This window comes from Pseudomonas sp. RG1 (assembly GCF_025910115.1).
In the GTDB taxonomy this organism is placed as follows: Bacteria; Pseudomonadota; Gammaproteobacteria; order Pseudomonadales; family Pseudomonadaceae; genus Aquipseudomonas; species Aquipseudomonas atacamensis.
Window position 1 is genome coordinate 88846 of record NZ_JAPCIK010000001.1, and the last position, 13478, is coordinate 102323.

General features: G+C 60.6%; 12 protein-coding genes. 9 read left to right on the plus strand and 3 right to left on the minus strand.

Annotated elements, in window-relative coordinates; translation table 11 throughout:
- Positions 1–8 precede the first annotated feature (8 nt).
- From spoT to OK411_RS00455, 3 genes are all read left to right on the plus strand, one after another.
- Entirely contained in the window at positions 9–2114 is a 2106-nt protein-coding gene (gene spoT, locus OK411_RS00445) for a bifunctional GTP diphosphokinase/guanosine-3',5'-bis pyrophosphate 3'-pyrophosphohydrolase (RefSeq protein WP_007920338.1), read from the plus strand.
- Positions 2115–2138: 24 nt separating this feature from the next.
- On the plus strand, positions 2139–2519 hold the full coding sequence (locus OK411_RS00450) for a RidA family protein (protein WP_014340863.1): 381 nt from the start codon (positions 2139–2141) through the stop codon (positions 2517–2519).
- Between the two features lie 65 nt (positions 2520–2584).
- Positions 2585–3325: a hypothetical protein gene (locus OK411_RS00455; protein ID WP_125927416.1), complete on the plus strand. Its 741-nt coding sequence runs from the start codon at positions 2585–2587 to the stop codon at positions 3323–3325.
- Positions 3326–3465: 140 nt separating this feature from the next.
- Here the strand turns inward: OK411_RS00455 and OK411_RS00460 are convergent, their stop codons facing one another.
- Positions 3466–4323 carry an SDR family oxidoreductase gene (locus tag OK411_RS00460; RefSeq protein WP_264364248.1) on the minus strand — a complete coding sequence of 286 codons (858 nt, stop codon included), beginning with the start codon at positions 4321–4323 and terminating at the stop codon, positions 3466–3468.
- 188 nt (positions 4324–4511) lie between these two features.
- Between OK411_RS00460 and exbB the strand changes: the two genes are divergently transcribed.
- The 6 genes from exbB (at position 4512) to OK411_RS00490 (ending at position 11401) form a co-directional block, all read left to right on the plus strand.
- Complete coding sequence (gene exbB, locus OK411_RS00465) at positions 4512–5465, plus strand: tonB-system energizer ExbB (RefSeq protein ID WP_024014803.1); 954 nt, start codon at positions 4512–4514, stop codon at positions 5463–5465.
- 6 nt (positions 5466–5471) lie between these two features.
- A complete protein-coding gene (exbD, locus tag OK411_RS00470; protein WP_016772535.1) occupies positions 5472–5900 on the plus strand; it encodes a TonB system transport protein ExbD in 429 nt (142 codons plus the stop codon).
- Entirely contained in the window at positions 5897–6643 is a 747-nt protein-coding gene (locus tag OK411_RS00475; RefSeq protein ID WP_042608108.1) for a TonB family protein, read from the plus strand. Before exbD ends, OK411_RS00475 begins: the two co-directional genes overlap by 4 nt.
- Before the next feature lie 263 nt (positions 6644–6906).
- On the plus strand, positions 6907–7836 hold the full coding sequence (locus OK411_RS00480) for a hydrogen peroxide-inducible genes activator (RefSeq protein ID WP_264364249.1): 930 nt from the start codon (positions 6907–6909) through the stop codon (positions 7834–7836).
- A 9-nt stretch (positions 7837–7845) separates the two neighbouring features.
- Positions 7846–9921, plus strand: a complete 2076-nt coding sequence (gene recG / locus OK411_RS00485; RefSeq protein WP_264364250.1) for an ATP-dependent DNA helicase RecG — start codon at positions 7846–7848, stop codon at positions 9919–9921.
- A gap of 79 nt (positions 9922–10000) precedes the next feature.
- The gene (locus OK411_RS00490) at positions 10001–11401 is read left to right on the plus strand and encodes an aminoacyl-tRNA deacylase and HDOD domain-containing protein (protein WP_041476626.1); all 1401 of its coding nucleotides are present in this window, start codon (positions 10001–10003) and stop codon (positions 11399–11401) included.
- A 62-nt stretch (positions 11402–11463) separates the two neighbouring features.
- On the opposite strand, the gene OK411_RS00495 is transcribed toward OK411_RS00490, so the two are convergent.
- On the minus strand, positions 11464–12822 hold the full coding sequence (locus tag OK411_RS00495; RefSeq protein ID WP_264364251.1) for a hypothetical protein: 1359 nt from the start codon (positions 12820–12822) through the stop codon (positions 11464–11466).
- A gap of 163 nt (positions 12823–12985) precedes the next feature.
- Complete coding sequence (locus OK411_RS00500) at positions 12986–13369, minus strand: SCP2 sterol-binding domain-containing protein (RefSeq protein ID WP_264364252.1); 384 nt, start codon at positions 13367–13369, stop codon at positions 12986–12988.
- Positions 13370–13478: the final 109 nt, after the last annotated feature.

Below are 13478 nucleotides of genomic sequence, written 5' to 3' on the forward strand. Positions count from 1 at the left end.
GAATCATCATGCCGAGCATAGACGCCCTCGCCGATCGCTTATCGACCTACCTCGGCAACGACCAGGTCAACCTGGTCCGCCGAGCGTATTTCTACGCCGAACAAGCCCATGACGGTCAACGCCGTCGCAGCGGCGAGGCGTATGTCACGCATCCTCTTGCCGTGGCCAATATTCTTGCCGACATGCACATGGACCATCAGAGCCTGATGGCCGCGATGCTGCATGACGTGATCGAAGACACCGGTATCGCCAAGGAAGCGCTGCAAGCGCAGTTCGGTGAAACCGTGGCCGAACTGGTCGACGGGGTCAGCAAACTGACCCAGATGAATTTCGAGACCAAGGCCGAAGCCCAGGCGGAAAATTTCCAGAAAATGGCCATGGCCATGGCGCGCGACATCCGGGTGATCCTGGTCAAGCTCGCCGACCGCCTGCACAACATGCGCACGCTGGAAGTGCTGTCCGGCGAAAAACGCCGGCGCATCGCCAAGGAAACTCTCGAGATCTACGCGCCCATTGCCAACCGGCTGGGCATGCACGCGATCCGCATCGAATTCGAAGACCTCGGCTTCAAGGCCATGCACCCGATGCGTTCCGCGCGGATCTACCAGGCGGTCAAGCGCGCCCGGGGCAACCGCAAGGAAATCGTCAACAAGATCGAAGAATCCCTTGGTCACTGCCTCGCCATCGACGGCATCCAGGGCGAAGTCAGCGGTCGGCAGAAACACCTCTACGGCATCTACAAGAAAATGCGCGGCAAGCGTCGGGCCTTCAACGAGATCATGGACGTCTACGCGTTCCGGATCATCGTCGACAAGGTCGATACCTGCTACCGCGTATTGGGTGCTGTGCATAATTTGTACAAACCGTTGCCAGGGCGCTTCAAGGATTACATCGCGATCCCCAAGGCCAACGGCTATCAGTCGCTGCACACCACGTTGTTCGGCATGCACGGTGTACCGATCGAGATCCAGATCCGCACCCGCGAAATGGAAGAAATGGCCAACAACGGCATCGCCGCCCATTGGCTGTACAAATCCAGCGGTGACGAGCAACCGAAAGGCACGCACGCCCGCGCCCGCCAGTGGGTCAAAGGCGTGCTGGAGATGCAGCAACGTGCCGGCAACTCGCTGGAATTCATCGAAAGCGTGAAGATCGACCTGTTCCCGGACGAGGTCTACGTGTTCACGCCCAAAGGCCGGATCATGGAGTTGCCGAAAGGCTCCACGGCGGTCGACTTTGCCTACGCAGTGCACACCGATGTCGGCAACAGCTGCATCGCCTGCCGCATCAACCGTCGTCTCGCGCCGCTGTCCGAACCGCTGCAAAGCGGCTCCACGGTCGAGATCGTCAGCGCCCCCGGCGCACGGCCAAATCCGGCGTGGCTCAACTTCGTCGTTACCGGCAAGGCGCGCACGCACATTCGTCATGCGCTGAAACTGCAGCGCCGCTCCGAGTCCATCAGCCTCGGCGAACGCCTGCTGAACAAGGTCCTCAACGGTTTCGACAGCTCCTTGGAGAAGATCCCGGCAGAGCGCGTCAAAGCAATGCTTACCGAGTACCGCCTCGAACTGATCGAAGACCTGCTCGAAGACATCGGCCTGGGCAATCGCATGGCCTATGTCGTTGCCCGTCGCCTGCTCGGCGAAGGTGAGCAACTGCCGAGCCCGGAAGGTCCGCTGGCGATTCGCGGCACCGAAGGCCTGGTGCTCAGCTACGCCAAGTGCTGCACGCCGATCCCCGGCGACCCGATTGTCGGGCACCTGTCGGCGGGCAAAGGCATGGTCGTGCACCTGGATAACTGCCGCAACATCAGTGAAATCAGGCACAACCCGGAAAAATGCATCCAGCTCTCGTGGGCCAAGGATGTCACCGGAGAATTCAACGTCGAGCTGCGGGTCGAGCTGGAACACCAGCGCGGCCTGATCGCCCTGCTGGCCAGCAGCGTCAACGCCGCCGACGGCAATATCGAGAAAATCAGCATGGACGAACGCGATGGTCGCATCAGCGTCGTGCAGTTGGTGGTCAGCGTTCACGACCGTGTGCACCTGGCCCGCGTGATCAAGAAACTGCGCGCTTTGACCGGGGTGATCCGCATCACCCGCATGCGTGCATAACCTGCCTATTACAAGGAGTCCTACATGACCAAAACCGTCATCACCAGCGACAAGGCCCCGGCCGCCATCGGCACTTACTCCCAGGCGATCAAGGCAGGCAACACCGTTTACATGTCGGGCCAGATTCCTCTGGACCCGAAAACCATGGAACTGGTTGAGGGCTTCGAAGCCCAGACCGTCCAGGTCTTCGAGAACCTCAAAGCCGTGGCCGAAGCCGCCGGCGGTTCGTTCAAGGACATCGTCAAACTGAACATCTTCCTCACCGACCTGAGCCACTTCGCCAAGGTCAACGAGATCATGGGCAAGTACTTCGACCAGCCATACCCTGCCCGCGCCGCCATTGGCGTGGCCGCCCTGCCGAAGGGTGCGCAGGTTGAAATGGATGCCATTCTGGTCATCGAGTGATGCGCACGGCGCGGCCTCCACGCCGCGCCGACTGCCGCAAGAAAAGGTTTTGAAAGGATTCCACCATGCGCAAAGCGCTAGCTCTCTCGCTGCTCGCCCTGTTTCTCGGCGGCTGCGCCAGCGACCCTGCCGACCGTGACATCAGCGGCACCTGGATCAACCAGGTGGCGATCGATGCCGCCGCCAAGGGCGGTCCCCTGCGTGAAGCGCTGCAGGCTTACGGCCCGAATCTGGAATGGGACGTCAACACCAAGGCCGGTCAGGCCCGCTACACCAACGGTTTTGAGAACGTCGAAGGACGGCTGCTGGGCGAAGAGTCCGGCGCCTGGAAAGTCGACTTCTACGGCAGCTCCGCCAGCGAACTGAAACGCGATGGCGGGCGCCTGCAGCAAGCTGCCAGCGACAACGAACCCGAACAGCTTTTCGATCGCGCACAGATCCCGGTGCCGGAAGGCGCGCCAATCGGTGCAAGCTTCGAACGCGCTCTGTATTCAGCGTATTTGGGCGGCAACTGGACCATCGCCAGCGGCCAGGGTGAAGGCGGCACCGTGCAGTTCCAAGCCGACGGCCAGGTGACCGGCCTGCCGGGCGTTGATCGTTATGCCTTGTGTCTGGCCGGCGATTGCGCGTCCATGAGCAATGGCAACGACAGCATGTGGCTGCAACTCAATGGCCAGGGCAATAACTGGATCTTTGTGCGCAAGGGCAAGGAGCTTGAGATTTTGCAAGCAGTCAACGCTGCGCTAGCGGATGAGCAACCGCAGTTCGCCGCAGGTGAGCGCAAGTGGTTGCTGGAGAAGCAGTAACCTGCCTCCGAAATCTCAGAAGATCAAATGTGGGAGCGAGCCTGCTCGCGAACGCGATGGGTCAGTCAAACAGATAATGACTGACATACCGCATTCGCGAGCAGGCTCGCTCCCACAGTGGTTTTTGTGTTGCTGGAAATTCAGCACTTACCTTCAAGGATCGCTGCATAGCCTTCGCGGTAGCTGGGATATTTCGGCACCCACCCCAACGCTTTCGCCCGCGCATTACTGCAACGTTTGCTGCCAGTGCGCCGCACGCTGGCGTCTTCGGCCCATTCAGTCACACCCAGGTACTCGCGCAACCAGCCCACCACTTCGGCCAACGGCGCTGGCGCGTCATCCACACCGATATAGAGCTGGTCCAGCTTGACGCCCTCGCGGTCTTTTTCCAGCAAGAACGCCAGCAGCCCCGCTGCATCATCGGCATGAATACGATTGCCATACAGCGGCGGCTCGACTGCCACGCGATAGCCGCGACGCACCTGGGTCAGCAGCCACTCGCGCCCCGGACCGTAAATGCCGGTCAGGCGCAGCACGCTAGCCGGGATGCCGCTTTTGAGCGCGACCTGCTCGGCTTCGAGCATCAAGCGACCTGAATATCCGGCCGCGACCGTCTCGGAGGTCTCATCCACCCATGCTCCATCCTGCTGGCCGTACACGCTGCTGCTCGACACGAAGATCAGCCGCTCAGGCACTTGCCCATAGTCGTCCAGCCAGCTCAGCACGTTCTGCAAGCCTTGCACGTAGGCCTTGCGGTAGCCCTCTTCATCGTGGTCGGTGGCCGCAGCGCAATACACCAGATAATCCACGGCACCCACCGGCCAGGTCGCCGGGCATTCTTCGTTGAACAGATCGCCGGCGACGCCGATGACACCCTCCGGCAGTTTGGAAACATCCCGGCGCAGGCCATGGACTTGCCAGCCAGCCGCCAGCAATTGCGTGGCCAGACGACTGCCGACATCACCACAACCGGCAATCAAAACAGAAGGCGCGGACATCAGAAAACTCCCATCGGAAAGGCACAGACTAGCTCTGGCACAGGACGAACGGCTAGCGATGAAGGAAAAAAAGTTACTCTATTACTTTTGTTAACAAGAATTACTTGCAATAATGCACGCCACTTTTGTTCTCGGCCTCACGAGGCCTGGAAGAGCAACAACGTTTTTCTATCTCAGGTCCGGCCAGCATGACACGTAATCAAACTCCCGCTTCGCCAACCACTCGACCTCGCGCCTGGAGCGCCGTCGCGGCTCTGTTGCTCAGCCTGATGCTGGCACCGACCGCCGCCTTCGCCGACGCTCAAGCGCCCGCCACCCCAGCCGCCACCGAGCAGAGCGCACCCGCTGCCGCTCCGGCTGCACCGGCCGCCACCGATCCGGTGCAGGCTGTCGACGCGGCCGACGCACCTGAAGTCCTCGAAGCCGACAACACCTTGGGCATGGCCCACGACCTGTCGCCGTGGGGCATGTACCAGAACGCCGACATCATCGTGAAAATCGTGATGATCGGTCTGGCCATCGCATCGATCATCACCTGGACCATCTGGATCGCCAAAGGCTTCGAGCTGATGGGCGCCAAGCGTCGTCTGCGTGGCGAAATCGCCGCACTGAAAAAAGCCACCACACTCAAGGAAGCCAGCGCCACCGCTGGTAAAGAAGGCACCCTCGCCAACCTGCTGGTGCACGACGCGCTCGAAGAGATGCGCCTGTCGGTCAACAGCCGCGAGAAAGAAGGCATCAAGGAACGCGTCAGCTTCCGCCTCGAGCGCCTCGTTGCTGCCTGCGGCCGCAACATGAGCAGCGGCACCGGCGTCCTCGCCACCATCGGTTCGACCGCACCGTTCGTAGGTCTGTTCGGTACCGTGTGGGGCATCATGAATTCGTTCATCGGCATCGCCAAAACCCAGACCACCAACCTCGCCGTTGTCGCACCGGGTATCGCTGAAGCCCTGCTGGCCACTGCACTGGGTCTGGTTGCGGCGATTCCTGCGGTAGTGATCTACAACGTCTTCGCCCGCTCCATCGCCGGTTACAAGGCGCAGGTCTCCGATGCCTCGGCAGAAGTCCTGCTGCTGGTCAGCCGCGATCTCGACCACCAGCCTGAGCGCAGCTCGCAGCCGCACATGGTTAAAGTGGGGTAATCGGCCATGGGCCTGCATTTGAAAGAAGGCGCAGACGACGATCTGGCCGAGAACCACGAAATCAACGTCACGCCGTTCATCGACGTGATGCTGGTGCTGTTGATCATCTTCATGGTGGCCGCGCCGTTGGCCACTGTGGACATTAAAGTCGACCTGCCCGCCTCGACCGCCAAACCGGCGCCGCGGCCGGAGAAACCGGTGTTCCTCAGTGTCAAAGCTGACCAGCGCCTGTTCCTCGGTGACGACGAAGTGAAAGCCGAAACCCTCGGCGCCACCCTCGACGCCAAGACCCAGGGCAAGAAAGACACCACGATCTTCTTCCAGGCCGACAAAGGCGTGGATTACGGCGACCTGATGAGCGTGATGGACAGCCTGCGCGCCGCCGGTTACCTGAAGGTTGGTCTGGTCGGTCTTGAGACGGCAGCCAAGAAATGATCACGACGCGCCATAAGCTGACGCGTTACAGCGGTAGCCTGGCCGTGGTGCTGGGCGTGCATGCGCTGGCCATCGCGCTGGCGCTGAACTGGACTGCCCGCCCGCCCATCGAATTGCCGCCGCAGGCAATGATGGTCGAGCTGGCCCCGTTGCCTGCCCCGCCACCGCCGGCTCCGCCGAAAGTCGTCACACCGCCGCAGCCACCGGCTCCGGTGGAAGAGTTGCCGATTCCGAAACTGGCTGAAGCACCGAAAGCGGAAATCGCGGTACCCAAACCCAAGCCGAAGCCCAAGCCGAAACCGCCGAAGCCGGTCGAGAAAAAGCTGCCCGAGCCGCCGAAGGAAAAACCTTCCGAGGAAAAACCGGCCGACACTCAGCCGACCCAGGCACCGACGGAGAAATCCGCCCAGCCTGCACCAGGTCCGTCGCCGGCTCAGTTGGCGGCCAAGGCCAGTTGGCAAGGCACCCTGCTCGCGCATCTGCAGAAGTACAAGAAGTACCCGCAGAGTGCGCAATCGCGTGGCAAGGAAGGCTTGAATCGTCTGCGCTTCGTGGTTGATGGCGAAGGTAATGTGCTGTCGTTCGAACTGGTGGGCCGCTCTGGCAACGCTGATCTGGACCGGGCCACCCTGGACATGATCCGCCGCGCCCAACCGCTGCCAAAACCGCCGGCCGACATGCTCAACAACGGCTCGATCGAAATTGTTGCGCCGTTTGTTTATTCGCTGGAGCGTCGCCGTTAAGCAATATCGCAATCTGTGGGAGCGAGCCTGCTCGCGAAGAGGTCGTGTCAGTCAGCACATTTTTGCCTGACCCACCGCTTTCGCGAGCAGGCTCGCTCCCACAGGGTTCAGCGTAAACAGGGAGAGGCACCGAAAGGTGCCTTTTGCGTATCTGCCAGCGGCAAACCGTCCTCGACCGGTGTCGCACTCAGCCCGCAGTCTGATAACGTGCGTCTATCGATTGCAGCCGGTATGCTTGGCGCGCATCTTCATGGACGCTTGCTATGACCCTCACAGAATTACGCTACATCGTTACCCTCGCCCAAGAGCAGCACTTCGGCCATGCCGCCGAGCGCTGCCACGTCAGTCAGCCGACGCTGTCGGTGGGCGTGAAAAAACTTGAAGACGAACTCGGTGTGCTGATTTTCGAGCGCAGCAAAAGCGCCGTGCGCCTGACCCCGGTCGGCGAAGGCATCGTCGCCCAGGCGCAGAAGGTCCTGGAACAGGCCCAAGGCATTCGCGAACTGGCCCAGGCCGGCAAGAATCAGCTGACCGCGCCGCTGAAAGTCGGCGCCATCTACACCGTCGGCCCGTACCTGTTCCCGCACCTGATCCCACAACTGCACCGGGTTGCCCCGCAGATGCCGTTGTACATCGAAGAAAACTTCACCCACGTGCTGCGCGACAAACTGCGCAACGGCGAGCTCGACGCGATCATCATCGCCCTGCCGTTCAATGAAGCCGACGTGCTGACCCTGCCGCTTTACGACGAGCCGTTCTACGTCCTGATGCCGGCCCAGCACCCGTGGACCAAGAAAGAGTCCATCGACGCCGGCCTGCTCAACGACAAGAGCCTGCTGCTGCTCGGTGAAGGCCACTGTTTCCGCGATCAGGTGCTCGAGGCCTGCCCGACCCTGACCAAAGGCAACGACGGCGCCAAGCACACTACGGTGGAATCCAGCTCGCTGGAAACCATTCGCCATATGGTCGCGTCCGGCCTGGGCATCTCGATCCTGCCGCTGTCGGCAGTGGACAGCCATCACTACGCCCCCGGCGTGATCGAAGTGCGTCCACTGACCGCGCCGGTGCCGTTCCGCACCGTGGCGATCGCCTGGCGCGCCAGCTTCCCACGGCCGAAAGCCATCGAGATCCTCGCCGACTCCATTCGCCTGTGCTCGGTGGCCAGGCCAACGGCGCCGGTTACGGCCGGTTAAGCGAGCGTCATGACGGAGCTGTCGCAAGTGTCGGTGACGGCACTCAAGGGTGTCGGCGAGGCCATGGCCGAGAAACTGGCAAAGGTCGGCCTCGAGAATCTGCAAGACGTGCTGTTCCACCTGCCGCTGCGTTATCAGGATCGCACCCGCGTGGTGCCGATCGGTGCGCTGCGACCGGGACAGGACGCCGTGGTTGAAGGCACCGTCAGCGGCGCCGATGTGGTCATGGGTCGCCGGCGCAGCCTGGTCGTGCGCTTGCAGGACGGCACCGGCGGGCTGAGTCTGCGCTTCTACCATTTCAGCAATGCGCAGAAAGAAGGCCTCAAGCGTGGCACGCGGGTTCGCTGCTACGGTGAAGCCCGGCCCGGCGCCTCAGGCCTGGAAATCTATCATCCGGAATACCGCGCGATCACCGGCGATGAACCGCCGCCAGTGGACGAAACCCTGACCCCGGTCTATCCGCTCACCGAAGGCCTGACCCAGCAGCGCCTGCGCCAGCTGTGCATGCAGACCCTGACACTGCTCAAGCCGAGCACCCTGCCGGACTGGCTGCCGACCGAACTGGCCCGCGACTATCAACTGGCGCCGCTGGCCGATGCGATCCGCTACTTGCACAATCCGCCCGCCGACGCCGATGTCGATGAGCTCGCCCTCGGCCATCACTGGGCGCAGCATCGCCTGGCTTTCGAAGAACTGCTCACCCATCAACTGTCGCAGCAGCGTCTGCGCGAAAGCATGCGCTCGCTGCGCGCGCCAGCGATGCCGAAAGCCACCAAGCTGCCGCCGAAATACCTGAAGAACCTCGGCTTCAGCCCAACCGGTGCTCAGCAGCGCGTCGGCAATGAAATTGCCTACGACCTCAGCCAGCACGAACCGATGTTGCGCCTGATTCAGGGTGACGTCGGCGCGGGTAAAACCGTGGTTGCCGCCCTCGCCGCGTTGCAGGCGCTGGAGGCCGGTTATCAGGTCGCGCTGATGGCACCGACCGAGATCCTCGCCGAACAGCACTTCATCACCTTCAAGCGCTGGCTCGAACCGCTGGGCATTGAAGTCGCGTGGCTGGCCGGCAAGCTCAAGGGCAAGAATCGCGTCGCCGCGCTGGAACAGATTGCCAGCGGCACGCCAATGGTGGTCGGCACCCACGCGCTGTTTCAGGACGAAGTGCAGTTCAAGAACCTCGCTCTGGTGATCATCGACGAACAGCACCGCTTCGGCGTGCAGCAGCGTTTGGCATTGCGGCAGAAAGGCGTCGGCGGGCGCATGTGCCCGCATCAGTTGATCATGACCGCCACGCCGATTCCACGCACGCTGGCGATGAGCGCCTACGCCGACCTCGACACCTCGATCCTCGACGAACTGCCGCCCGGGCGCACCCCGGTGAACACCGTGCTGGTCACCGACACCCGCCGCGTCGAAGTCATCGAACGCGTGCGCAGCGCCTGCGCCGAAGGTCGTCAGGCCTATTGGGTGTGTACGCTGATTGAAGAATCCGAAGAGCTGACCTGCCAGGCCGCCGAAACCACGTTTGAAGACCTCACCGCCGCCCTCGGCGAATTGAAAGTCGGGCTGATTCACGGGCGCATGAAGCCAGCCGAGAAAGCCGCAGTGATGGCCGAGTTCAAGGCCGGCAACCTGCAACTGCTGGTCGCCACCACCGTGATCGAAGTCGGCGTCGACGTGCCCAACGCCAGCCTGATGATCATTGAAAACCCCGAGCGCCTCGGCCTCGCGCAACTGCACCAGTTGCGCGGTCGTGTTGGTCGTGGCAGCGCGGCCAGCCACTGCGTGCTGCTCTACCACCCGCCGCTGTCGCAGATCGGCCGTCAGCGTTTGGGCATCATGCGCGAGACCAACGACGGTTTCGTCATCGCCGAAAAAGACCTCGAACTGCGCGGCCCCGGGGAAATGCTCGGCACCCGTCAGACCGGCCTGCTGCAATTCAAGGTCGCCGACCTGATGCGCGACGCCGACCTGCTGCCCGCCGTGCGCGACGCCGCCCAGGCTTTGCTGGAGCGCTGGCCGACCCACGTCAGCCCATTGCTTGACCGTTGGCTGCGCCATGGGCAGCAATACGGCCAAGTGTGAGCACCGTCGCAGTTTGTGCAGGATCGTTCCTACAGAGCTGGTTATACTCCTGCCATTGTTTCAAAAACGGATACAGACCATGACCGAAGCTGCTCTCGTCCCCGAATCTCCGCAAGCTCCGTCTGTTATTCGGCTGCTGCTCAACAAGCTGGGCGTTGCCTACGAAGAAGTGCTCGACCACCACGGCCTCAATGCCTCGCGCAAAGTGCAGGCCGTGTTGCTGGATGACGCCGTGGGCGCGTTGATGGTGCTGTTTCCACAGAGCCAGTTGCTGGATCTCAATCGCCTCGCCGAACTCACTGGCCGTCGTCTGACCGCCGTCTCGACCGAGCGCCTGGAAAAGATGCTCGGCAAACATAATCTGAGCCTGCTGCCGGGCCTGCCGGCGCTGACCAGTTCGCCGTGCCTCTACGAAGAAAGCCTGCTGCGCGAGCCGAAGCTGCTGATCAACTCCGGCGAGCCGGGCCTGCTGCTGGAAATTAGCAGCGAAGACTTCAAATCGATGCTGACCAAGGCCAGCGCGGCCAACTTCGGCGAAGCCCTGAGCAGCATCCGCCCCAACCTCGACCGCCCGGACGATGACCGCGAGGAAATCACCCAGGCCGTGCAGGCGTTCACCGCGCGGCGCATTCAGCAACGTCTGGAAGCGACCATCGAGATCCCCCCGCTGGCCGAAACCGCGCAAAAAATCATCAAGCTGCGCGTCGACCCCAACGCCACCATCGACGATATCACCGGCGTAGTCGAAACCGACCCGGCGTTGGCCGCGCAAGTGGTGAGCTGGGCGGCGTCGCCGTATTACGCCTCGCCGGGCAAGATCCGTTCGGTGGAAGACGCGATCGTCCGCGTACTGGGCTTCGATCTGGTGATCAACCTCGCGCTGGGCCTGGCCCTCGGCAAGACCCTGAGCCTGCCCAAAGACCACCCGCAACACACCACGCCGTACTGGCAGCAGTCAATCTACACCGCCGCCGTCATCGAAGGCCTGACCCGCGCCATGCCACGCGCCCAGCGTCCGGAAGCCGGCCTGACCTACCTCGCCGGTCTGCTGCACAACTTCGGCTACCTGCTGCTGGCCCACGTGTTCCCGCCGCACTTCTCGCTGATCTGCCGTCACCTGGAGGTCAACCCGCATCTGTGCCACAGCTATATCGAGCAACACCTGCTGGGCATCAGCCGCGAACAGATCGGCTCGTGGCTGATGCGCTACTGGGACATGCCGGATGAACTGGCCACCGCCCTGCGCTTCCAGCACGACCCAAGCTACGACGGCGCCTACGCCGAATACCCGAACCTCGTTTGCCTGGCCGTGCGCCTGCTGCGCAGCCGCGGGATCGGCTCCGGGCCGGATGAAGACATTCCGGATGCGTTGCTCGAACGCGTTGGTTTGAGCCGTGACAAAGCCAACGATGTCGTCAGTAAAGTGCTTGAGGCTGAAGTGCTGCTGCGTGAACTGGCTTCGCAATTCAGCCAGGCATAAAAAACCCGCGCTCACGGATCATTCTTTTTCCTGAGCGCGGGCAATTGCAGCTTCGTCATTTATCAAGCAATGAAGCGTGCGATCCATCCGCTCTTAGGCAGACTCAGCCGGTCTCGCCAATATTCACCGCACATAACAATTTTATTTTGCCCGGTAACTTGCACATTCAGAGTCGACTCCAGCCTCTCTGACGTATTAACTGTTACATAGCCACCGCTGAACTGCGTGTCAGGCTCGCCAGTAAGCTTGTAACGTGCACAGACGGCATGCATCTCGTCAGTTACGAACGCCCCGCCGCTGGTGCCGGCGACAATCAGCTTGCTTTCATCTGGGTTATCAAACGTACAACTCGTCCAGTTTTGGCCGATTTCAGGCACAATTTTTGTAAATAGAGGCTGACCATTATTGAAAAGAGGGTGAGGTGAGCCATCCGCACTGAGCACGACAATCACGCCCTCACCATCAAAAACCCCTTGGCCATCCTGGCCTCCAACCAGAGCAATTATTCCGTCCTTTTTTCTTACAGCAATATCGCGAAACACCGGCAGCCGATCAGACTTCACGATGAACTCGCCGAACTCATTGTCCCGCGTTCCATGTTCAGTGAAGCGCACAGCATAAGTCCCGAAGGTGCCTTCATCATCAAAGTCGCCATACACCACCAAGCCACTGTCTACATGAGCGGCCACTCCGCGGGCGGCGTTATCACCTGTCGCACCCAGCTCAGCCAATTCAACAGTGGCCGAACCGATTTTGTTGAAAGTGTTGTCGAAACTGCCGTCAGGATTGAGTCGCATGACCAAGCCTTTAGTTTGCTGTGAAGCATGATCAAAACCGAAATAAACCAGAGCCACTTTGCCCCCTGGCAACTCGATACCGGACGCACCAGAGCTGGCGCCGCTCTGGATTGCAGACTTTTCATGCCCAGGTATATTTTGGCGTGCACGAGCTGCCGTTAGCGCTCCATCGAGTGGTACGGGCCCTGAACCGTACGGAAATTTGGCGACACCGCCTTCACCGAATTTATCGTTGAGTCGCCCGTCTGGCAGGAGCTGGATAAGCACAACACCGTTCTCACCATTCGGAGGGCGTGTACTGTATTCGACCGTAATCAGTACCCCTCCGTTACTCAGCAAGTTTGCGCCAAACTTCCCTGATAAAAATTTCTCCCCTGTCGAAATTCGCGCAAATCCTTGCTGGTTCTCGCCAAACCCGGTGCCAACATCAAGCTCGCCATGGTCCGTGAGCCGTGCGACTACGAAGCCGGGGAAAATACCTAATTCATTCGCCACGACGAACAGTCGGCCGTCAGGCAACGGAAGAACAACGTGCGGAGCAATGCTGATAAACTCGGGAAATTCCCAATTGAGTATGCCGTCAGCGGCAAATGTTGAATCAAGCTCACCTGCTTGTATGGTCATGTTGATAACTCTCCAATCCGGATAAGTCCCTTTACTGCTGGACATCTCGATCAAGCATCATTATGCAAACAAAAACACCTGTCATTTCTGACAGGTGTTCAGGGCCTTATGTGCCAATTGACCGACTTATTGAGCCAAACAATCACACTGGAAAGATGGTGCTTCAAGTCTTGGGCTTGGCCTTCCTCGGCACCAAATACTTCATCAACCCCTGAAACCACATCACCAGCGCCGGGTTACCCTTGAGCTGAATCGACTTGTCCTGAATCCCCTGCATAAACGCCAACTGCCTGTTCTTCGCCTGCATCGTCGCAAAGCCATAACCGGCATCTTTAAACGCAATCGCAAACGCAGGCTCCGCCACTACCCCAGACTTGCTGGTGATGCGCTGATCCTTGACCACGAAATGCCGCGCCACTTTCCCATCCAGCGTCTGCAACTGAAACACCAGATCCTTGTCACCCAACTGCTGCTGGAACGCAGGATTTGTCCGGCTGGCCTTACCCATCAACAAACCCATCATCCACAGAAGAAAACGAAATTTCATGCGCACGGCCTCAAAAGGAAAATGAACGGCCGGGGCAGTGTAAGGGATTCGGACGATAACGCCAGTATCTAACGCTGTTGAAGGATGATGCAGACCATTTCTCGCACGA

What these genes read in the sequence shown, in the direction of transcription:
- spoT (WP_007920338.1), top strand. Translation starts at nt 9, where the DNA reads ATGCCGAGCATAGACGCCCTCGCCGATCGCTTATCGACCTACCTCGGC.
- OK411_RS00450 (WP_014340863.1), top strand. Translation starts at nt 2,139, where the DNA reads ATGACCAAAACCGTCATCACCAGCGACAAGGCCCCGGCCGCCATCGGC.
- OK411_RS00455 (WP_125927416.1), top strand. Translation starts at nt 2,585, where the DNA reads ATGCGCAAAGCGCTAGCTCTCTCGCTGCTCGCCCTGTTTCTCGGCGGC.
- OK411_RS00460 (WP_264364248.1), bottom strand. Translation starts at nt 4,323, where the DNA reads ATGTCCGCGCCTTCTGTTTTGATTGCCGGTTGTGGTGATGTCGGCAGT.
- exbB (WP_024014803.1), top strand. Translation starts at nt 4,512, where the DNA reads ATGACACGTAATCAAACTCCCGCTTCGCCAACCACTCGACCTCGCGCC.
- exbD (WP_016772535.1), top strand. Translation starts at nt 5,472, where the DNA reads ATGGGCCTGCATTTGAAAGAAGGCGCAGACGACGATCTGGCCGAGAAC.
- OK411_RS00475 (WP_042608108.1), top strand. Translation starts at nt 5,897, where the DNA reads ATGATCACGACGCGCCATAAGCTGACGCGTTACAGCGGTAGCCTGGCC.
- OK411_RS00480 (WP_264364249.1), top strand. Translation starts at nt 6,907, where the DNA reads ATGACCCTCACAGAATTACGCTACATCGTTACCCTCGCCCAAGAGCAG.
- recG (WP_264364250.1), top strand. Translation starts at nt 7,846, where the DNA reads ATGACGGAGCTGTCGCAAGTGTCGGTGACGGCACTCAAGGGTGTCGGC.
- OK411_RS00490 (WP_041476626.1), top strand. Translation starts at nt 10,001, where the DNA reads ATGACCGAAGCTGCTCTCGTCCCCGAATCTCCGCAAGCTCCGTCTGTT.
- OK411_RS00495 (WP_264364251.1), bottom strand. Translation starts at nt 12,822, where the DNA reads ATGACCATACAAGCAGGTGAGCTTGATTCAACATTTGCCGCTGACGGC.
- OK411_RS00500 (WP_264364252.1), bottom strand. Translation starts at nt 13,369, where the DNA reads ATGAAATTTCGTTTTCTTCTGTGGATGATGGGTTTGTTGATGGGTAAG.